Raw genomic sequence first — 21479 nt, 5'->3', positions numbered from 1 at the left:
TTCGGGCGCTAAGTCGATGCGACGTAGACCAGTGCGCTGCCCTTGATCAAAGCGTTTGGCGCGCCATTTGGCAAGCCCCCTCCTATTTGATGCGATTATGCGAGGGTGCTTAGTCGGTCATTTGTGGTGCCCCGACCTTCAAAAGCGCCATTTTTTCATGCGCTTGCAGGGCCAGTATTGATCTGGCGCGTCAGGGTGGGCGTAAGATCGTCGGTCATCACGGCCCCTTTATGTCCAGCGTTTCGGCCAGCGCATTGAGCCGATCAACACGGCCTTCCCACACGCGGCGCTGCCATTCGAACCAGCCTTGAAGTTCCATCAGGGGGGCTGCCTCAATATGACAGGTGCGCACGCGACCCTTCTTGACAGATTGCACAAGCCCGCAGTTTTCGAGGGTTTTGAGGTGACGCATGAAAGTCGGCAACGTCATTGCGTGGGGTGCCGCAAGGCTAGAGACACTCGCTGGACCCATCGCCAGCCGTTCGACCACCGCGCGGCGGGTCGGATCGGACAATGCGGAAAACGCTAACGTGAGGTCATGAGCCATTTCCGTAGTATTGAACGGGCCACTGGGCGCGTCAAGTCAGTTAGCGAGATAGCTATGTGTTTGGATGATTTTAGAATCACATTGGCTGACCCACAGGTAAACGAAAAAGGTGATGTTGCTGCATCCTTTCAGCATCTGGACCTTCCGCCCGCCACCGCCACAAGCTAACGTGTCACTTATGGCAGATCCCCGATTCATTCACCTTCGCACGCATACCGAATATTCGCTTCTTGAGGGGGCAGTTCCAGTTAAGAAAATCTGCGCTCTGGCGGAAAAATTTGACATGCCCGCGGTGGCTGTCACGGACACCAACAACCTGTTCTGCGCGCTGGAATTTTCAGAATATGCAGCAAAAGCCGGTGTGCAGCCCATAATTGGATGCCAGATTGATTTGGGGCTTTCCGCAGACGAGCCCGCCCAACGAAATCATACGCGCCCGGAACCACCCGCGCCGATCGTTTTGCTGGCGCAGAACGAAGCGGGTTACATGAACCTGATGAAGCTGAATTCCTGTGCCTATCTGGATGCTGATGGGCAACTGCCACAGATCAGCATTGATGATCTGGCGATGTATTCGGGGGGGGTGATTTGCTTGTCCGGTGGGCCAGATGGCCCCGTGGGTCGCCTGTTGCGCGCGGGTCAGCGTCCGGCAGCCGAGGCTTTGATGGCGCAATTGGCGGCAATTTTTCCAGATCGTTTATACGTGGAACTGCAACGCCATCCGGTCGATGGCGGCTTGCCAGAGGCTGAGCACTTGTCCGAACAGGGTCACGTCGAAATGGCCTATGCGATGGACTTGCCGTTGGTTGCGACCAACGATGTCTATTTCCCAAAAACGTCGATTTATGAGGCCCACGATGCGCTGATCTGCATCGCGGACGGTGCCTATGTCGATCAAAACGAACCGCGCCGTCGACTGACCCCGCAGCATTATTTTAAAAGCCAACAAGAGATGGTCACGCTGTTTGCGGACTTGCCCGAAGCGATTGCCAACACTGTCGAGATCGCAAAGCGTTGCGCATTCAAGGTCTACACCCGCGATCCGATCCTGCCAAAATTCGCTGACAACGAGATTGACGAATTGAAGCGGCAGGCGCACGCTGGTCTCACGGACCGCCTCAAGGTTATTCCCCACGCGGTCAGCGTTGAAGACTATGAAAAACGCCTCGATTTTGAACTTGGGATCATCGAAGGCATGGGGTTCCCCGGCTACTTTCTGATCGTGGCCGACTTCATCAAGTTCGCCAAGGACAACGATATTCCGGTTGGGCCAGGACGTGGTTCTGGTGCGGGCAGTCTTGTGGCCTACGCGCTAACGATCACCGATCTTGATCCATTGCGGTACTCCTTGCTGTTTGAGCGGTTCTTGAACCCCGAACGTGTGTCGATGCCCGACTTCGACATCGACTTTTGCATGGACCGCCGCGAGGAAGTCATCCGCTACGTGCAAGGAAAATATGGCCGCGACAAAGTTGGCCAGATTATCACGTTCGGTGCATTGCTGTCCAAAGCCGCCATTCGCGACGTGGGGCGCGTGCTACAATTGCCTTATGGACAGGTCGACAAATTGTCCAAAATGATCCCTGTTGAGGGCGTCAAACCTGTCAGTATTGTCAAAGCCTTGGCTGACGAACCGCGCCTGCGCGAGATGGCTAAAAACGAAGAAGTCGTGGATCGGTTGCTGACTTACGGCCAGCAACTCGAAGGGCTGCTGCGCAATGCATCGACCCACGCAGCGGGTGTTGTGATTGGCGATCGATCTTTGGATGAACTGGTGCCGCTGTACCAAGATCCGCGGTCGGATATGCCCGCGACGCAGTTCAACATGAAATGGGTCGAACAGGCCGGATTGGTGAAATTCGACTTCCTTGGCCTAAAGACCCTGACGGTCATTCAGAACGCCGTGAACCTGATTTTGAAATCGGGCCGCGACCTGCATACTGGTCCGATGGGTGCAGAATTATACGTCCCCGCGACAGGCACGATTAACGACATCAACGCGATCCCGCTGGATGACGAGGCGTCGTATAAACTGTATGCAGCCGCCAAAACTGTCGCAGTGTTTCAGGTGGAATCCAGCGGAATGATGGACGCGCTGCGGCGCATGAAACCGGACTGCATCGAAGATATTATCGCGCTGGTAGCACTGTACCGGCCCGGCCCGATGGAAAACATCCCCAAGTTCTGTGAGGTCAAGAATGGCTTGTCGGAACGAGAGAAGCTGCATCCGTCTATTGATCATATCCTCGATGAGACCCAAGGCATCATTGTTTACCAAGAACAGGTGATGCAGATCGCGCAAGAAATGGCGGGCTATTCGCTCGGAGGCGCTGACCTGCTGCGCCGCGCAATGGGTAAAAAGCTGCAAGAGGCGATGGACGTCGAGAAGCCGAAATTCTTGGCTGGATCGTTGGAACATGGCGTCGACAAAAAGAAGGCAATGGAAGTCTGGGATCTGCTCGACAAGTTCGCCAACTACGGTTTCAATAAATCCCACGCGGCGGCCTATGCGGTCGTGTCATATCAAACGGCGTGGCTGAAAGCGAACCATCCGGTTGAATTTATGGCTGGCGTGATGAACTGCGATATCCATCTGACTGATAAACTAGCCGTTTATTTTCAAGAGGTCAAAAAGGGCCTTGGGCTGCCATGGTCGCCGCCGTGTGTGAACACGTCTTTGGCAACGTTCGATGTGCAGAACGGCACGCTGGTCTATGGATTGGGCGCGCTGAAAAATGTCGGTGTCGATGCCATGGGGCTGATCGTCGATGCGCGTTTGGCTGAAGGTATGAGCCCGTTTTCCACGCTGTTCGACCTCGCACGCCGCGTCGATATCAAACGCGTCGGCAAGCGCCCGTTGGAAATGCTTGCCCGCGCCGGAGCGTTTGATGTTCTCGACCCGAACCGGCGCAAGGTCTTCGCCAGTTTGGACGCGCTCGTCGGGTATTCATCGGCGATCCACGAGCAGAAAAATTCTAACCAAGTGTCGCTGTTCGGCGAAGCAGGCGATGATTTGCCCGAACCGCGCTTGTCCGCGGTGCAAGACTGGTTGCCTGCTGAACGTCTGTCTGAAGAATTCAAAGCCGTCGGTTTTTACCTGTCTGGTCACCCACTTGATGACTACATGGCAGCGCTCAAACGCACTGAAAAAGTGCTCACGCTTGACGAGGTGACAGCCAAGGCCGCTGGTGGCGCGATGGTCTGCAAAATGGCAGGAACAGTCGCGGGGCGGCAGGAACGCAAATCAGCGCGCGGCAACCGGTTCGCCTTTGTGCAATTGTCCGACCCCACTGGCCAATACGAGGTCACGATGTTCTCGGACACGCTTGAGGCTGCACGCGACCATCTGGAAACCGGCAACCAGATCGTCATTCAAGTCGAAGCCACGATGGAGGCTGAACAACTGAAATTACTGGGCCGGTCCGTGATGCTTGCTGACATGGCCGTCGCCAACGCCGGATCGTCGGGCTTGCGGGTTTTCTTGGGTGACCCGGCTGCAATTTCAACAGTCAGTGACATCTTGCAGGGCGCGATACGAGACAACGTCAAAGGTGGGCGCGGGCCAGTTATGTTCACAATTGATGATATCGAACTGGGAGAGATCGATGTCGAACTTGAAACGCAATTCCCCATAAATCCCCAAATCAAAGGCGCGTTGCGCAGCCTTGGTGGGGTCATTGAGGTGCAAGAAATCTAGGCGTAATCTTTGAACTAGCAGCGAAACCCTGCCTGTCCAAATGGCACGGTGGACGCAGAGTGGGGGCTGCGTTAGACATTCGCTAACGGTAGGATGAAGGACGCTGAATGCGCCAGATAGTTTTGGGACTTGGGATGGCGTTGTTGCTGTCAGCGTGCGGTGACCCTCTGCGCGACATTGCGCGGTTGGGCGATGTTGCAATCGCGGACGGCGCGACAAACGTGGCCCAAACCCCTTTTGAGGTTCAAAACACTGGTGGTGGATTGTTTGCCCGTTTGTTGAATCGTCAGCCAAATGACCCTATTAATTCCGCTGTTGCTGCGGCTATGGCCGAAGCGGACGCGTCGGAATCTGTGCAGGGCGATATAGTTTTTGTGTCAGCGATGCCGCCTGCGCCGCAGCCGGAACGCCGCGGTTTGTTTGGTCTGTTCAGCCGGAGCACCGACCGTACAGCGCAGTCCCGCACAGCCCCTGATACCACAGACATCACCGCTGGCGCCGTGCTGCCGTTCGGCCAGATCGCCCGCGTTTGTGGGTTGGACAATAATGACCTTGGCCGCCAAATCGACAGCGGTGGCGGATTTCGCATCTTTGATACAATCCCGCATTCAACCGCTCCGCGTCCGTTTTACATCAGTGGATTTGACGACGGGTGTGCCCGCACGTTCACGGGCGCTGTTGTTGTGACGGGCGATGTCGAAACCCATGAATTTGTGCGCTATCAAGGCAGCAACGAAAGCATCGATTATACGACGACCGACAATGCCTATGAGGCGTTAAAGGCCAGCGTGTGTCGTGTCGGGCGCGGCCAGCCATGTGGCGCGCGCACGGACAGGATGAACCGTAATACGCACTTTATTACCGTCTACGACTTCTTTGGGGCGACGTTACGTGCTGTGCCGTCGCGGTGGGTCCAGATACTTGTCCACGAAGGCGAAGTGCTGGCCATGTCGATCAAAGACGGCACTTAACCCCCTCGATAATAATATTGCATTAGTAGTGCGGTGGCCGTTGATCCGCCATCGCCGCTGACCCACCAGCATCGGCTTCGCGCCCAGCTTCGCGTTCCATCAACATCTGCACGCGGTAAGTTAGTCGGCCGATTTCGCCTTCCTGTCGTGCGACCACGTCAGATAGGTCGGTTACATCGCGTTCAAGATGGGCGATACGTTCTTGGTTTTTCTGGTCCATAGCTCAATTTCCTATTGTTGGCGCGGTATCCCAAGCCTGTGCAATCGTTTGGGCAAGCCGTGTTGATGTCCCTACGCCCCATTGGTCGCGCCTGCCATACACGAATCCACGCGTGGGCATCGGCATGCTGCAACAATAAGCCGTCGCGCATCCCGCAAGAATGGTCAAAGCCGCCACGTGAAAAGTGCTTAAATGTTTTATTTTTCCGCATTTCCCGAGGTAGCCCATGTTTGTGAGTGATCGGACGGCACGGCAATGTGACAGATTTACGAGGGATAAGTTGCCCTAGAGGGCAGGGCGGTCTAAATGCTAGCGCGCAAGTCCTTCAGCCAGGAGCCTGTCATGGCCAAGCCAAAAAAAATCCAACGTCCCAAGGCGCAAACCCCCAAAGGGTTTCGCGACTATTTTGGCGCAGAAGTGGCGCAACGCACAGATATGTTGCAAACCATCGCAGGGGTCTATCACCGCTACGGGTTTGAGGCGCTGGAAACGGCTGCCGTCGAAACCGTCGACGCGCTGGGCAAATTTCTGCCAGACGTGGATCGCCCCAACGAGGGCGTGTTTGCTTGGCAGGAAGACGACGGGAATGACCCCGACTTAAAAGGCGGCGACTGGCTCGCGCTGCGTTACGATCTGACGGCCCCTTTGGCGCGCGTATATGCACAACACCGCAACGACCTGCCGACCCCCTATCGCCGCTTTGCGATGGGTCCGGTCTGGCGCAACGAAAAACCCGGTCCAGGTCGGTTTCGCCAGTTTTATCAATGCGATGCGGACACGGTCGGGTCGGGGTCAGTCGCTGCGGATGCCGAAATCTGCGCGATGCTGTGCGATACGCTTGAGGCCGTCGGGATTGAGCGAGGCGACTACGTTGTGCGGATCAATAATCGGAAGGTGCTGAATGGTATAATTGATTCCCTTGCCGAAAAAACACTTAAAGGTTTCATTGCCGATCCGCTCACTCAGAGCGAGGAAGGTGAAATAGCTGTGGTAAAAAGGGTGTTGAAAAATCTTGCTGAGGGCGTCATGCGAACCTTGGACAAAGTCGATAAAGTTGGTGTTGAAGGCGTGGCCGAACTGCTTGGAAAAGGCAGAAAAGATTCTTCCGGAGCCTTTATTGAGGGTCAGAATCTGCCTCCAGTGATTGTCGAAAGCCTCTTGAAATTCTTGAATGCAAAGTCTTCGGATAATGCAAAGACTCTGTCGAACCTCGAAGCAATAGTGGGTGGTTCTGATGAGGGTGCGGCTGGCGTCCGTGAACTCCAAACCATGGCCGATCTCCTCGCTGCTGGGGGCTACGGCCCCGATCGTATCGTCATCGACCCCTCAGTCGTTCGCGGCCTCGGCTACTACACCGGCCCCGTGTTTGAGGCCGAACTCACATTTGAAATCCAAGACGAAAAGGGCCGTCCACGCTCTTTTGGATCTGTCGCTGGTGGGGGCCGTTACGACGATCTGGTCAAACGATTCACCGGTCAGGAAGTCCCCGCGACGGGCACTTCCATTGGCGTTGATCGCCTTCTTGCGGCGCTGCACATGAAGGGGCGTTTGACGTCCGACACCACAGGTCCCGTCGTCGTCACCGTGATGGACCGTGACCGGATGGCGGATTATCAGGCAATCGTATCCGAGCTGCGGCAGGCCGGCATCCGATCCGAAGTTTACCTCGGCAATCCGAAAAACTTTGGCAACCAGTTAAAATACGCTGACCAGCGTAATTCGCCGATTGCCATAATCCAAGGCGGTGACGAGCTGGCGGCAGGAACGCTACAAATCAAAGACCTGATCCTAGGTGCGAAAATTGCAGAAACTGCGACCCATGAAGAATGGAAAGATCGGCCCAGCCAATTCGAAATTCCGCGCGCAGACCTGGTCAAACGGATCAAAGCGTTGCTCGACGAGCAAGCCAAGTGAGCGCTGATACATCACAGGCGATTTGGGACCGCGCGCGGCGCTACCAATCCGTGCTGGTGGGGCAGGGCGCGCAGGTCACTGACGCCGATATTCTGCAACCAGCGGGCACGCTGCTGGACCTGTACGGTGAAGATATCCGTGCGCGGGCCTTCACCACGCAAGACCCTCTTCGCGGCGAACAAATGTTGCGCCCCGACTTTACGGTTCCCATTGTGCAGCAGCATATGGCATCGGCGTCCGAGCCTGCCCGCTACACCTATCTGGGCAAAGTTTTTCGCAAACAGGAAACTGATGAAACCCGCCCCACCGAATTTGTCCAAGTCGGGTTTGAGGTCTTTGACGGCAAAGACGTCGCCGCTGCTGACGCTGAGGTTTTCGCGACCTTTGCGGGAATATTGGCCGACGTGCCTGTAACACCCATGACGGGTGACATCGGAATTCTGCGCGCGGCTGTCATCGGGTTGAACACGACCCAACGCCGCCGTGCCGCGTTGATGCGCCACTTGTGGCGGCCACGCCGGTTCAGGGCGCTGCTGGATCGTTTTGGCGGGATCACGCCAACGCCCGCTGCGCGCACGGCCTTATTGGCAAACGCTGACGCGATGGCGGACTTGCCAGCGGTCCTTGGTCTGCGGTCGGAATCCGAAATTGCATTGCGGATCGATGCGCTGCGGGTTGATGCTTCAGCTGACCCAATTTCAGGTTTTGAACTTGACCTGCTCGACGCTCTTCTCAAGGTCCGTGAGACGGCGCCGAATGCACTGGCGACGCTGCGCGATATCGCCGTCGATTTGCCGTCCATCGGTGCCGCGATCGATGGGATGAGCATGCGTCTGGACGCTTTGGAAAGCCGCGGAATCGACGTTGATGCGCTGCCGTTTGAAGCGGCCTATGGGCGCACATCGATGGAATATTACGATGGTTTCGTGTTTGGATTTTCGTCCAACACCAATCTGAATATCCCGCCGGTCGCCACGGGTGGTCGCTACGACGCGCTAACAGCGGTTTTGGGTGGTGGTCATGATGGAAACGGGGGCGTACCCGCTGTGGGCGGTGTGATCCGCCCAGACCTTGTGGCCCGAGCGGAGGCAGCGCAATGACTTTGAAATTAGGCATCCCGTCCAAGGGTCGGTTGATGGAAAAGACGTTTGACTGGTTTGCGGCGCGCGGCGTTACATTACGCAAATCCGGATCAGAACGCGAATACGCGGGGGCCGTGGACGGTATAGACGGCATCGAATTGGTATTGTTGTCGGCGGGCGAAGTGCCGCGTGAACTTGACACCGGGCGCATCCAGCTTGGGGTGACAGGGTCTGATCTGGTGCGCGAAAAGCTGTCATCGTGGGACCAGCGGGTCGTTGAAGTTGTGAAAATGGGTTTTGGCGGGGCCGATCTGGTCATCGCCGTGCCGCAAGCGTGGATCGACGTCGACAGCTTGGATGACCTCGATGCTGTCGCCGCCGCTTTCCGTGCGCATCATGGTTTCCGTCTACGGATTGCAACGAAATACCACCGCCTCGTGCGCGAATTCATGCGTGAACATGGTGTGGCCGACTACCAACTTGTCGACAGCCAAGGCGCCACCGAAGGTACGATCCGAAACGAAACCGCCGAAGCGGTGGCTGACATCACATCGACAGGTGAAACCCTACGCGCCAACGGCCTAAAAATATTGGGCGATGGGATGATCCACGCCAGCCAAGCAACGCTTTTCAGGGCGCGTCGCCGCAACTGGACCCAAGCCCAACGCGACACATTCAAAGCTTTGGAAACCAAGCTCGGCACTTAAACGTCTTTGCTTAGAAAGTATTCCGAGTGTAGTTCATTGCGCGCCACTGGTCCAAGCCCATCGGACGGCGCAGGACGGTGCAACGCCCCGCAACGCCCGCGATCGAAGCGCAGAAGCACGAGATCATAAAATTCCAATTTCCGCCAAAGCCGCACTCAACGATGGTGGCAGGGGCTCTTCGTTCTCGCGACCAACAGGCAAGTCTTTTGGCGCGTCTTCTGGTTTCAGATACCGCCAGCCTTGAAACGGCCGCTTTAAAGACGGAACCACGCGGATCAGTTCGGGGTCTATCACAATGGCGCAACGGCGAATGCCGTCACCGCCGATGTATTCATCCAGCCGAACAATCCGCTGGCGACACAGTAGCGATCCCTTCACAACCCAGTAAATACTGCCACCATTCAGCAACTCTGCAGCGCGTTTGGGCCACATCCGTGTCACATGCCGCGGCAATCCGTCCTCGGCCTGAGCGCGTTTGGTCGCTTGCCATGCGGCAAGGTCTGAGACATTTTCAGTCCCAACAGATAATTTTTGAAGATGAAGTGTAGCGGCCATACTTTCCAACCCAATATGTGGATAAACGTTCCAATTTGGTTCCACATTTGGTAGAGTAGTAGTCTGCTTCCGATTCTGCCAGCCATCCCAAAGGATCTATCATGACCCGCTTTGCCGCCCCAATTGCCGAACAAATCTGGGACATGAAATATCGCCTTAAGGAGGGCGATGGCACCCCGATTGATGCATCGGTCGAAGACACATGGGCACGCATCGCCAAATCGCTGGCGTCCGTTGAAAAAGACCCGAAGGCGTGGGAACCGAAATTCTACAAAGCCCTGAACGATTTCCGCTATCTCCCAGCTGGCCGCATCACCGCAGGTGCGGGCACGGATCGGTCCGTGACACTGTTCAACTGCTTTGTCATGGGCACCATCCCAGACACGATGGGTGGCATTTTTGACGGCCTGCGCGAGGCGGCGTTGACCATGCAGCAGGGGGGTGGGATCGGCTATGATTTTTCTACCATTCGTCCCAAGGGCGCTGTGGTCAAAGGTGTGGCGGCGGATGCATCCGGCCCGCTGTCGTTTATGGATGTTTGGGACGCCATGTGTCGCACGATCATGTCGGCGGGGTCACGGCGCGGTGCGATGATGGCGACGATGCGCTGCGACCACCCTGATGTGATGGATTTCATCACCGCCAAATCCGACGCAGCCCGTCTGCGGATGTTCAATATGTCCGTGCTGATCACGGATCCCTTTATGGAGGCTGTGAAAGCTGACACGCCGTGGGATTTGATCTGGGATGGTGAGGTCGTACGCACCGTCCAAGCCCGCGATCTGTGGGATAGCATCATGCAGTCCACCTATAGCCACGCTGAACCTGGTGTGATTTTTATCGACCGCATCAATACGATGAACAACCTGAATTATGTCGAAACAATTGCCGCCACCAATCCGTGTGGCGAACAACCGTTGCCGCCTTATGGCGCGTGTCTGTTAGGGTCAATCAACCTCGCGCGGCTTGTTTTGAACCCGTTTGCGGACGCGGCGACCATTGACGACAACGAATTAACTGAACTGGTCGGATTGGCCGTGCGGATGATGGATAACGTGGTCGACGCCTCGAAATTCCCGCTCGAAGCGCAGGCGCAAGAAGCCGTTGCCAAACGTCGCATCGGGCTGGGCGTCACGGGGCTGGCGGATGCATTGCTTATGACGGGCCTGCGCTATGGATCGCCGGAGGCGGCGCGTCAGACCGAGCATTGGATGAAAGCGATTGCGCGCGCCGCGTATCTGGCGTCGGTTGATTTGGCACGCGAAAAGGGCGCGTTCCCTCTGTTTGATGCGGATAAGTATCTGGCGTCAGGCAATATGATGCAGATGGACGAGGATGTGCGCGACGCGATCCGTGAACACGGCATTCGCAACGCGCTTCTGACGTCTGTGGCCCCGACAGGAACCATCAGCCTGTATGCGGGCAACGTGTCCAGCGGGATCGAGCCGGTTTTTGCCTATGCCTACACGCGCAAAGTGCTGCAAAAGGACGGGTCGCGCACCGAAGAAGAAGTCGTCGATTACGCCGTGAAAATGTGGCGTGATTTGAAGGGCGACGCAGAACTGCCGGATTATTTCGTCAATGCGCAAACTTTGCCCGCGATGGATCATGTGCGTATGCAGGCGGCAGCGCAAAAATGGGTCGACAGCTCAATCTCGAAAACCATCAACGTGCCGGAAGATATCGATTTCCAATCGTTCAAGGACGTCTACATGGCGGCGTGGGATCAAGGCTGCAAAGGCTGCACAACCTATCGTCCAAATGATGTGACGGGGTCGGTGTTGTGTGTTGGAGTCAGCGTCGAGACGTTTGGCGATCGGTTGAAAAAGAAGCGTTCTGAAATGTCATTGACACAAAAGGAACTGGCCGACGCAGCAAACATCTCTCAACCATTCTTGAGTAGGATTGAAAAAAAGTCCAGCGAAGCTTCAAGTGATAACGTTCGAGCTCTCGCCACTGCCCTCGGTGTGACGGCAGGATGGCTTCAGTATGGAAGTGACACTGAAGTTCGGTCTGAAACCGTAGAGGATGAAAACGCAGGCGACGTCATCTACATGACCGAACCGCTGAACCGCCCGGGAGAACTGCACGGCCAGACCTACAAGCTCAAATGGCCCGACAGCGAACACGCGATCTACATCACGGTGAACGATATCCTGCACCTTGGGCAGCATCGCCCGTTTGAGGTATTCATTAACTCAAAGAACATGGAACATTTCGCGTGGACCGTGGCGTTGACCCGCATGATTTCGGCTGTTTTCCGGCGTGGTGGTGATGTGTCGTTCGTGGTTGAAGAACTCAAAGCGGTATTTGATCCGCGCGGCGGGGCATGGATGAACGGCAAATATGTGCCGTCCATTCTGGCGGCTATCGGCGGTGTGATCGAAAAACACATGATCGCCACTGGCTTTCTGGCGGGCGAAGGCATGGGGCTAAAATCCGATCCGCAAGCCGAGATCGTCAACATAAAGCCAAAAGGCAAAACCTGCACCAGCTGTGGATCGTATGAACTGCGGATGATGAGCGGCTGCATGACCTGTGCGGACTGTGGCTATTCGAAATGCTCTTAGCCATGGGATAATGTCTATGTGTCAGTCACAGCATACCTTTTCTTGGGATCACACTAAACCTTTTCCTGATGGGTACCTGAGTTCAAGAAAGGCCAACAAAAAAGGATGATGCTGAGTGCATCGTCCCTTTCTTTTGGATGTTGTGTAGAGGTTCAGCTGAGGGCCGCCTCGACATCTCGCCGCTGGTAAATATTTCCGTAATCCTCTCCGTCTGGCGAGAAGGGCTTCACGTTCTTCGATTTCAGCTCACCGCCAACGCTTTGCCAACTGCGGGCGTAGGAGATTGCTATCGTTCGTGGCTTCTGGAATGCAGCATGAAACGCATCTACATCTTTTGAAGTAAAATAGAATTGATCGGCCTTTGTTCGGGGGTTTTGCAATTTAGTGGCCAGAACATGCCCGTTGGTGATCAATCGCCGCATCCTGCTGGGTTGACTTACTCCGACTGATTTCGAAAAGAGCTCAACGTTTTGCGCAGGTGGCGGTTGATTGCCAAGCGCAGCGATAACATCTCGGTGGTCGACATAGATTGCACCATAGCCTTTAAAGCGCAGATGATTGCCAACGTTTGTAATTTTGCCCTGCCGGATTGCATTGATGATCACGCCTGGACCAATCTTCAATCGTTGAGCCGACTTTGGAATGTTCGTCCATCCATGTGGAGCTTCGCGAAGCTGGATGGTCCCCATGAATAGATTGTCGAGAAAGTCACACCCATCGCGAGGGTTCCAGACCGCTTTGGTGTTGCTGCCTACCAAGGCTGGCAAAAATATATCATCTGGAACAAGCAAGTCGAACTGAGAGCGCGAAGCGCCTATGTTAGCCGCAAAAGTAGTTGCGGGTATCAAGGTGGTAAGTTCTTTGAGGAGTGGCTCTGCTTTTGAGGCGTCAAAAACTTCCTATGCAGATCGTCCATCACTTTCTGTTTCATGAATTAGGCCGGCGGTAACGAGCATTTTGCGTAGCCGTCGCTGGTCGACGCCTGTTTCAAGTGCCGCTGTGCGGACAGAATGAAGAGAGCGCTTTAAGACCGGATCGCCAAATATTTCGTTACCGATCCCCAAAGGCCATGTTCTTAACATGTGTCGGCGCATGAGGTCGCGAAACGGACTGTAATCCGAGTTGCCGCGATATTTTTTGGCTAGATAGTCGTACAGAACGGGGAAAATGCTTGCTGGATAATCTAGCGATTTCCCAGGTAACTTCTGAAGCTCGCTCAGGGCGGTAAATATTGCATCCTCTCCTTGCGATGCGACCTCGAAGCCCCGTTGATATACAGCCCACCTATTGCATTTTAACTGGGTCACGGCAGTATTCCTTTTTCTCCGTAGCAGAGAGCTCCCCAACATAAAGCAGAAATTTGCGGCAGCATTGAGTGGATACGCATCTGTACGTCGTCAGGGTTTTTGGCACCAAAGGCGGCTTAAATTAAGAGAGCGTTCGGCTCATCTGGTTGGTTTCATTATGTGGCGTGCAGGCTGTGATGCAAGCGGCGCGCTTCGAGTGTCTTTCGTTTGATCCTTTCCCTTTGTTGTAGAATGAACCGCCTGTTCAAGGCGGATCGGCCAAACAAGCTGTGGGTTTCAGACTTCACTTACGTGCCCACATGGTCAGGGACAGTCTACGTCGCGTTCGTGATTGATGTCTTTGCAAGGCGGATCGTAGGCTGGCGCACATCGACATCAATGAAGACCCAATTCGTGCTCGACGCGTTGGAGCAAGCAATCTGGCAAAGAAAAACACCAGATAACAAGGCTTTGGTCCACCACTCGGACCGCGGATCACAATACCTGTCGATCAAGTATACCGAGCGCCTGGCCGAGGCCGAAATCGATCTCTCGGTCGGAACCGTCGGTGATGCCTACGACAATGCGCTGGCCGAGTGCGTCATCGGCCTCTTCAAAACCGAAGTCATCAACCAAATCGGTCCATGGAAATCGATGCGTGAGGTTGAGTGGGAAACGCTGAAATGGGTCGATTGGTATAACAACCGCCGCCTGCTCGGCCCCATCGGATACATCACACCCGCAGAAGCAGAGGAGGCGTTCTATGCAAACCTGAACAAACTCGATATGGTCGCCTAGTCATTGAATAAATCACCCTCCGGTAAAGCCGGGGCGGTTCAAGAATGGCTTTGTCACGGCCGAAGTAGACGTCAGACGGCGTGACGTTGTTCAGACTCTCGTGGAAGCGCTGGTGGTTGTAGTGATCGACGAATGCTTCAATTTGGGCTTCAAGATCACCTGGCAGGAAGTAGTTTTCCAAGAGGATGCGGTTCTTCAAGGTTTGATGCCATCGCTCGATCTTGCCCTGTGTTTGCGGATGATATGGCGCGCCGCGAGAATGCTTCATGCCTTTCCCTTGCAACCACTCAGCCAGGTCACCGGATACGTAACTGGATCCGTTGTCGCTCAGCAGCCGTGGTTTGTGAACGACGTGAACCTGATCACAGCCGGACGCCTTAAGGGCCAAGTCGAGCGTGTCAGTCACGTCCTCAGCCCGCATATTGGTGCAGAGTTTCCACCCTCTCGGGACATTGCTGCGCAATACCCTGCCGGGCAGCGGAGATGATGTAACGGCTGTAATCGTCTAGGATCGTACTGAGATAGAACCAGCCCCATCCCAGAACCTTGAGATAGGTGAAGTCAGTTTGCCAAAGCTGGTTGATCGCTGTGGTTTTGTCTTTGAACGCACTGGCGGCTTTCATGACGATGAAGGCTGGGCTGGTGATCAGGTCATGCGCCTTCAGCATACGGTATACGGAAGCCTCTGATACGAAGTAGCTTTCCTTATCTGTGAAGGTCACTGCCAGTTCACGCGGTGACAGTTCTGTCTCTTCCAGCGCAAGGTCCACAACCCGACGTCGCACCTCGTCAGGAATACGGTTCCAGACGTGCTTTGGCTTGGGAGATTGGTCTTGCAAGCCAGCCTCACCACGCTGCCAATACCGATCATACCAACGGTAGAATGTGGTGCGTGGAATGCCGAGCTTGGCCAAAGTCAGGCGGGCCGGCAGATGCGACCCCTCGACCAGCTTGATGATCTCCAGCTTCTCTGATGCGGGATACCTCATTCGTGGTCGCCCCCACCGTCGAACATGCTTTTTTTGAGCAAGCGGAGTTCAAGTGTTTGCTCCGCAACGACTTCCTTCAGATCACGTGCTTCACGGCGCAGATCCTTCACCTCGTCGGTTGTGGCGGCGCGGGCGGTATCGCCCGCAAGGCGCTTCTTACCGGCCTCCATAAAGTCCTTGGACCATTTGTAGTAGATGCCTTGGGAGATGCCTTGGGAGATGCCTTCACCCCTCTCGTGCATGTAAACATGCACTGCCGGGCAGTGGACGACACAGCTCGGCAATGCTGTCTTCCCCACGCAGACCGTCTAAGACGATCCTAATCTTCTCTTCAGATGAATAATGCTTGCGGGTCGCCCGTTTGATATCTTTGACGATCTTCTCGCCCGGGCTTTTGCGTGTTCCAGTTGTCTGTCTCATGTCCCACTCCTCAGTGGTTACGATGAGCCAACAACACTCTCTTATCAAATATGCCTATTTGGACCCAGAAGCGCTGACGTCAGACAGTTCCCGTCACCTGCTGGAGATGACCTTGAAGACGAGATTGATCCCATTTCGTGGGTTGTTCGGCACCCGTCATCGACGTTTTGGCGGCGCGTTGAAGGTGATTGTTTGTGGGATGCAGGCATTCGAGATGGGGATATTATCGCCGTTGACCGTGCTGGTAAGCGGAGAGTTGGGCGCGCAGTTTTAGCCGTCGTCGAAGGTGCTGTGACCGCGAAGATGTTGCGCAAGCGGGACGGGCGTTATTTTCTGGCTCCGGCCAACAGCAAAGAGAGCTTTCCTGATATCGAGTTGACAGAAGACAGCGAGATATGGGGCGTCATTGCAGGCGTGGTGCGGCGGTATGATCTTGAATGAAGCGGCCCATTGCGATCTCTGACAGCACAAATTTTTATGTCTCAGCAGAGCGGATATTTGACCCGACTTTGAAGAACGTGCCGGTGATCGTGCTGTCGAACAATGACGGATGAACAACGTCACGCCCGCTGACGTCTACTTCGGACGGGACAACGCCATTCTACAACAAAGAGAAAGGATCAAACGAGAGATACTCGAAGCGCGCCAGATTAACGCGCCACAATATGCGCCGCTGTTTTCTGAAGCTGATGTTCACGCCAGACGGTGTAAAGCCCCGACGAAAGGATCAGCCCAATCCCGCACCATGCCACTGCGTCTGGCCATGTACCAAACACCAAGACGCCCCACGCGATGCTGAGTGGCATCGCGAGGTATTCCACCGGCGCAACAATCGCCGCTTCGCTTAATCGATAGGCCTGTGAGATGCAATAGCCCCCGATAGACGCGAAGATGCCAAGGATCAGCATCAAGGGAAGATCGGTGGTATCCGGAACGCGCCATTCGCGAAACAGGAACGCCAAGGATGCGTTGCTTTGCTCTGCAAGTTTTCCGTCCCCAAAGAGCAGACCAAACACGACGCAGACCACGATAAAGACGATCTGGATGTAAAATGTCATCGACACTGCGTTCTCTGTGTCACGCAGGAACCGCGTCATGATATGCAGGCCCGAATAGCCAAAGGCAGCGGCCAGCGGTAGGAGTGAAGCCACTTGAAACGCCTCTGTTCCTGGCCGCAGTACGATCAGAACGCCGATCATTCCGAAGGCAATCGCGCTCCATCTGCGCCGTCCGACCACTTCGCCCAGAAAAAGGACCGAAGCGATTGTGATCAAAAAGGGAGATATGAAAAAAATTGCCACAGCATCGGCCAAGGGCAGGGCAGCGAGGCCAAGGAAAAAGCAAAGGTTCGCAAACACAACAAAGATCGCGCGGAGCACATGCATGCCCAATCGGCGTGTCTTGAGAAGGGAAAGTGTGCCGTTTAGAGGGACCATGATGCACACGACAACGGCAAGGCCGACAATGGAGCGTATCAGCACCAATTCGTGCAAGGCATAGCCATTACTGAGGACTTTCATGGCCACGTCGTTCAAAGAGAACATGACCATCGCCACGCTCGCAAATAGCGGACCGGCAGCCGTTGCTGACACCCTGAACATTTATGTGGCTCCTTACGTGTAATGACTTGGGGTAAGCCGGTGGCAAGGTCCAGCAGTTTGAATGCATTTAAAATTGAAACGGCTTGATTTCCGCTCCGCCCGTCTGAATATCTTGGCGGCGTCTACGCCTTTGCCGACTTCTTCTTTGGTCGTTTCTTGCCCATGCATTTCCGGTAATTCACGCATCCAAAGAACTTCCCAAACCGACCTTTTCGTTCCTCCAGCCATCCGTCCGCGCATTGGCGTGCCCATTGCAGCGAGGAAGGCAGGCAAGGGAAGAAGCGACCTTGGCAACTTCGGTCTGATCACAGAAGTCCAAGATATACGACCCGTCTTGCTGATTTGCAGGTGGTTCGATGAGGGACAGTGGGTGAATTACGGGCGTTAGAATATGAGCCCCGAGTAACAAATGCTGTACCACGTGCATTTTGTCATTAAGGGTGGGAACTGGACATTCGCTGCAGTTGCGAAGCCCCTGCATATCCGGGGCGCAAGCGGACATTCGGAGTTGGAAAATCGTGTGACCGCAGGGAATTGCTGTTTCCAACACACTGTAACAACCGTTACGACGAGCGAACAAAAGAAGACAGTATTGGACTGCAGTAGGGAAGCGGGGCATTGTGGTTGAGGGAATCACAGATTTTTGCGCGACTTCAATGCGTTGAAAGTGACCGCGACCCATACGAAATGGCAATAACCTTATATCATAGGCCTTACCCGCAAGGGTGAAAAAGGCCCAAATAACTCAAGGAGGATCACATGATCCATACGATAAAAACGGCTGCGATTGGCGCGGCTCTGGCTCTCGGCATGGCGGGTTCCGCCGTCGCACAAGATCTGACGTTCTTTACAATCGGTACAGGTGGTACTTCCTATACGTATTATCCAGTTGGTGGCGTCATTGCGAACGCGATTTCAAAACCACCTGGCTCACGCGAGTGTGGTGACGGCGGTTCTTGTGGTGTTGACGGGTTGATCGCATCCGCTGTGTCATCGCGTGGTTCTGTGGACAACTTGAACGCGATTATTTCTGGGTTGCGCAACTCCGGTTTCGCACAATCGGATGTAGCATACTGGGCGTATACCGGCACCGGCACCATGGAAGGCAGTGCGCCTGCGACTGAGCTGCGTACAATCGCCGCATTGTTTGAAGAGCACATTCACCTCGTGGCATTGGCCGACAGCGGCATCAATTCCGTGGCTGACCTTGCTGGTAAGCGCGTGTCTCTGGATGAACCGGGTTCAGGCACCTACGTCGACGCGAACCTGATCCTCGAGGCCAACGGCCTGTCCACCGACGATTTGACAGCTGAGGCCCTTAAAGGTGGCGCAGCGGCGGATGCCCTGCGCAACGGTCGCATTGATGCGTTCTTTGTGGTTGCCGGTTACCCGACCGGTACTTTGGTTGAACTAGCGTCTGCGGCTGACATCAAGCTGGTGCCAATCGACGGTGCCGGTGCGGATGCGTTGACCGACGCTTACGGTTTTTTTGCGTCATCGGACATTCCTGCGGACACGTATGAAGGCGTTGATGCGGTCACCACGGTCGCCGTTGGCGCGCAGTGGTACACGTCCGCGAACGAGGACGAAGAGCTGATCTACAACATCACGGCCGCCTTGTGGAATGACGAAACCCGCACATTGCTTGACGTTGGTCACGCCAAAGGCAGCACGATAACAACGGAAACGGCCCTGAGCGGGGTTGGCGTTCCTTTGCACCCCGGTGCCGAGCGTTTCTACCGCGAAGCAGGCCTGATCGAATAGCCAGCAGCTGATCTAACAATGCAGATCTCGGGCGCATTCGTGCCCGAGATTTTTTAATTTCAAGACACGTTATAAACGGAATTTTCGCCATGGCCGCTGATCTTCAAGCTGACACCACACCTGCGTTAACCTCAGAACAGCTGGCCAAGATTGAGCGAGAATTTGATCCTGAAACGGCGTTTCGTCCCACAGGCAAAAACCTTGGCTTTTTGATCGCTGGGATACTGGTCGCGATGTCGGTTTATCATTTTTACGCGTCGGGCTTTGGTTTGATTCGCGAACTTGTCCACCGTGGCATCCATTTGTCATTCGTCCTTGGTTTGGTCTTTTTGTTGTTTGGGCTGCGTAAATCCGGCAATATGGTCGCGCCCAAGGCTTGGTATAGGTTTGAAGGTGTGCCGCTGATTGATGTGGCACTGGCTATACTGGCCGTGGCGGCGGCGATGTATTTGCCGCTTTTACCCCCCGAAGCATTGGCCCAAAGAGTCGGCAATCCCTCGCCCTCGGATATCTTTATGGGTTCCTGCCTGTTGATCCTAACACTTGAGGCAACGCGGCGCAGCATTGGTCCGACCCTGCCAATTATCGGCCTCCTGTTCATCGGCTTTGCGTATTTTGGACCATGGATGCCAGGTGCGCTGAAACATGGCGGGTCATCGTGGCTTGGAATTATCAACCATCTTTATATGACCAATCAGGGGATTTACGGCATCGCGATCGGCGTGATGGCCAAGTATGTATTCCTGTTTATCCTATTCGGCGTTCTGGCTACGCGCATTGGTCTTGGACAATTGTTCATCGACATCGCGTTGGTGATTGCTGGGCGTTATTCTGGTGGCCCTGCGAAAGTTGCAATTTTTTCCAGTGCGTTTATGGGCACGATTTCTGGTTCGTCCATCGCCAACACCGTGACGACGGGTGCATTAACAATTCCGGCGATGAAAAAGGTTGGGTATCCAGCGCATTTTGCTGCCGCAGTTGAGGCGACGTCGTCAACTGGTGGGCAGATCACACCACCAATTTTGGGCGCTGCGGCGTTTATCATGGTTGAATATCTGGAAATTCCACTGCGCGATGTATTGGCCGCGGCGCTGTTTCCTGCCTTGCTGCACTATTTTGGTATTTTCATCATGGTCCATCTTGAGGCCAAAAAGTTGGGGCTGCGTGGTCTTCGTGCCGAAGAATTGCCCAAGCTGGGCGTTGTACTGCGCGATCATTGGCTCAGCCTTATACCGCTGATCATCCTCGTTTATTTCATTCTGTCAGGGCGCACGCCTGATTTCGCCGCCGTCTATGGGATCATCGCCTGTGTCGTTGTTGGCTTTTTGAACCCCAACCATCGCCTGACAATTCCAGACCTGTGGGTTTCTCTGGCAGCGGGTGCTAAGAACACCTTGGCCGTTGGTGCAGCTGCGGCGACCGTGGGCGTTGTTGTGGGAGTTGTGACGCTGACTGGCGTTGGCTTCCGTCTTGGCTACGTTGTCGTCCAAACCGCGACGGACATTGGCACCTTTTTTAGCACGCTGCCTGTGCTGGGTTACTTTACAGTGGGTCAATGGACGCTGTTCACGTCGTTGGTTCTAATCGCATTTTCTTGCATCATTATGGGCGCGGGCATCCCTACGACAGCAACTTATATAATCCTTGTTGCCGTTGCCGCCCCTGCGTTGGCCCAGTTACAAGTAGAACCCCTCGTTGCGCACTTCTTTGTTTTCTATTACGGAGTGTTGGCAGATATCACACCTCCCGTTGCGCTTGCGGCCTACGCAGCGGCAGGAATTGCTGGCTCAAACCCTTTCAAGACGGGCAATACAGCGTTCCGGCTTGGCATCGCGAAAGCGCTTGTGCCGTTCGTATTCGTCTATTCGCCAGCCCTATTACTGGTAGCGGACGGATTTACGTGGTGGTTGTTCTCGGTAACTCTGCTTGGCGCGATGCTTGGGATCGCTTCACTTGGCGTGGCGTTCTCGGGCTACCTGTTTGCTTCATTAAAAAAATGGGAAAGATGGTGGGTGGCGCTGGTGTCATTCTTGTTTATTGCGCCAGGATTGGCAACGATGGCAGCTGGCCTCATTTTGATGGTACCAATTGTTGTTCTGCAGTTGCGTCGGGCAAAGGCCGAGCAAAGCATGCTGGACACCTAACTTCAGCTAAATCTGTGTCATTTGTCCGCAACGCAATCACTCGACCAATTCAATCGCAACATGCGGCTTTAAAAATCGTATCGAAAGGTCGCTTTCAGTTGATATCTGTCGTGGCGATAGGAATATACTCATTTGAACATTCATCTAACTCAAGAAAAGATATGCTGTTCTGAGGAAAAGCTATGCTGTGATTCCTTCTGGGATTATTCAACAA

The 21479-nt window shown here is 54.7% G+C and carries 16 protein-coding genes and 3 pseudogenes; 12 read left to right on the top strand and 7 right to left on the bottom strand.

Translation table 11 applies throughout. The annotated features are described in order from the left end of the window. Window positions 1-217: 217 nt before the first annotated feature. The gene (locus tag OAN307_RS19000) at window positions 218-547 is read right to left on the bottom strand and encodes an ArsR/SmtB family transcription factor (RefSeq protein ID WP_015501181.1); all 330 of its coding nucleotides are present in this window, start codon (window positions 545-547) and stop codon (window positions 218-220) included. 178 nt (window positions 548-725) lie between these two features. Between OAN307_RS19000 and dnaE the strand changes: the two genes are divergently transcribed. Together dnaE and OAN307_RS18990 are read left to right on the top strand one after the other, a co-directional pair. Then, complete coding sequence (gene dnaE / locus OAN307_RS18995; RefSeq protein WP_044044985.1) at window positions 726-4244, top strand: DNA polymerase III subunit alpha; 3519 nt, start codon at window positions 726-728, stop codon at window positions 4242-4244. 107 nt (window positions 4245-4351) lie between these two features. Next, window positions 4352-5215: a hypothetical protein gene (locus tag OAN307_RS18990; protein ID WP_015501179.1), complete on the top strand. Its 864-nt coding sequence runs from the start codon at window positions 4352-4354 to the stop codon at window positions 5213-5215. 22 nt (window positions 5216-5237) lie between these two features. Here OAN307_RS18990 and OAN307_RS18985 read toward each other — a convergent pair whose 3' ends face one another. Then, the gene (locus OAN307_RS18985) at window positions 5238-5435 is read right to left on the bottom strand and encodes a SlyX family protein (RefSeq protein WP_015501178.1); all 198 of its coding nucleotides are present in this window, start codon (window positions 5433-5435) and stop codon (window positions 5238-5240) included. Between the two features lie 342 nt (window positions 5436-5777). On the opposite strand from OAN307_RS18985, the gene hisS reads away from it, so the two are divergent. The 3 genes from hisS to hisG are packed head-to-tail and all read left to right on the top strand — an operon-like array spanning window position 5778 to window position 9138. Further along, window positions 5778-7349: a histidine--tRNA ligase gene (hisS, locus tag OAN307_RS18980; protein ID WP_015501177.1), complete on the top strand. Its 1572-nt coding sequence runs from the start codon at window positions 5778-5780 to the stop codon at window positions 7347-7349. After that, window positions 7346-8449, top strand: a complete 1104-nt coding sequence (locus OAN307_RS18975; RefSeq protein WP_015501176.1) for an ATP phosphoribosyltransferase regulatory subunit — start codon at window positions 7346-7348, stop codon at window positions 8447-8449. Before hisS ends, OAN307_RS18975 begins: the two co-directional genes overlap by 4 nt. Next, window positions 8446-9138, top strand: coding sequence for an ATP phosphoribosyltransferase (gene hisG, locus OAN307_RS18970; protein WP_044044023.1), 693 nt, complete (start codon window positions 8446-8448; stop codon window positions 9136-9138). The genes OAN307_RS18975 and hisG overlap by 4 nt, the downstream gene beginning before the upstream one ends. Window positions 9139-9261: 123 nt before the next feature. On the opposite strand, the gene OAN307_RS18965 is transcribed toward hisG, so the two are convergent. Beyond that, window positions 9262-9693 carry a DUF1489 family protein gene (locus OAN307_RS18965; protein WP_015501174.1) on the bottom strand — a complete coding sequence of 144 codons (432 nt, stop codon included), beginning with the start codon at window positions 9691-9693 and terminating at the stop codon, window positions 9262-9264. Window positions 9694-9794: 101 nt separating this feature from the next. On the opposite strand from OAN307_RS18965, the gene OAN307_RS18960 reads away from it, so the two are divergent. Beyond that, window positions 9795-12263, top strand: a complete 2469-nt coding sequence (locus OAN307_RS18960) for an adenosylcobalamin-dependent ribonucleoside-diphosphate reductase (protein ID WP_015501173.1) — start codon at window positions 9795-9797, stop codon at window positions 12261-12263. A 152-nt stretch (window positions 12264-12415) separates the two neighbouring features. Here the strand turns inward: OAN307_RS18960 and OAN307_RS18955 are convergent, their stop codons facing one another. Together OAN307_RS18955 and OAN307_RS18950 are read right to left on the bottom strand one after the other, a co-directional pair. After that, entirely contained in the window at window positions 12416-12952 is a 537-nt protein-coding gene (locus tag OAN307_RS18955) for a hypothetical protein (RefSeq protein WP_245540896.1), read from the bottom strand. 210 nt (window positions 12953-13162) lie between these two features. Next, window positions 13163-13570: a hypothetical protein gene (locus OAN307_RS18950; protein ID WP_144055630.1), complete on the bottom strand. Its 408-nt coding sequence runs from the start codon at window positions 13568-13570 to the stop codon at window positions 13163-13165. A gap of 228 nt (window positions 13571-13798) precedes the next feature. Between OAN307_RS18950 and OAN307_RS18945 the strand changes: the two are divergent. Then, a pseudogene (locus tag OAN307_RS18945) lies at window positions 13799-14347 on the top strand (IS3 family transposase); the annotation flags it as partial. On the opposite strand, the pseudogene OAN307_RS18940 reads toward OAN307_RS18945, so the two are convergent. Further along, window positions 14283-15756: pseudogene (locus OAN307_RS18940) on the bottom strand (IS3 family transposase). The pseudogenes OAN307_RS18945 and OAN307_RS18940 overlap by 65 nt on opposite strands. Here OAN307_RS18940 and OAN307_RS30795 point away from each other — a divergent pair. Next, a complete protein-coding gene (locus tag OAN307_RS30795) occupies window positions 15679-16197 on the top strand; it encodes a LexA family protein (protein ID WP_015501169.1) in 519 nt (172 codons plus the stop codon). The pseudogene OAN307_RS18940 and the gene OAN307_RS30795 sit on opposite strands and share 78 nt — an antisense overlap. Then, a complete protein-coding gene (locus tag OAN307_RS30985; RefSeq protein WP_333783178.1) occupies window positions 16194-16310 on the top strand; it encodes a Y-family DNA polymerase in 117 nt (38 codons plus the stop codon). The genes OAN307_RS30795 and OAN307_RS30985 overlap by 4 nt, the downstream gene beginning before the upstream one ends. 96 nt (window positions 16311-16406) lie before the next feature. Here OAN307_RS30985 and OAN307_RS18925 read toward each other — a convergent pair whose 3' ends face one another. Then, complete coding sequence (locus OAN307_RS18925) at window positions 16407-17357, bottom strand: DMT family transporter (protein WP_015501168.1); 951 nt, start codon at window positions 17355-17357, stop codon at window positions 16407-16409. A gap of 276 nt (window positions 17358-17633) precedes the next feature. Between OAN307_RS18925 and OAN307_RS31430 the strand changes: the two are divergent. From OAN307_RS31430 to OAN307_RS18910, 3 genes and pseudogenes are all read left to right on the top strand, one after another. Beyond that, a pseudogene (locus tag OAN307_RS31430) lies at window positions 17634-17717 on the top strand (DUF4113 domain-containing protein); the annotation flags it as partial. Between the two features lie 399 nt (window positions 17718-18116). Next, window positions 18117-19121, top strand: coding sequence for a TAXI family TRAP transporter solute-binding subunit (locus OAN307_RS18915; protein WP_015501165.1), 1005 nt, complete (start codon window positions 18117-18119; stop codon window positions 19119-19121). A gap of 89 nt (window positions 19122-19210) precedes the next feature. Then, complete coding sequence (locus OAN307_RS18910; protein ID WP_015501164.1) at window positions 19211-21265, top strand: TRAP transporter permease; 2055 nt, start codon at window positions 19211-19213, stop codon at window positions 21263-21265. Window positions 21266-21479: the final 214 nt, after the last annotated feature.

Origin of the sequence: Octadecabacter antarcticus 307, assembly GCF_000155675.2 — a bacterium.
Lineage (GTDB): Bacteria > Pseudomonadota > Alphaproteobacteria > Rhodobacterales > Rhodobacteraceae > Octadecabacter > Octadecabacter antarcticus.
Note: the sequence above shows the minus strand (reverse complement) of the source record. Positions and strands in the feature narration are given on the sequence as shown.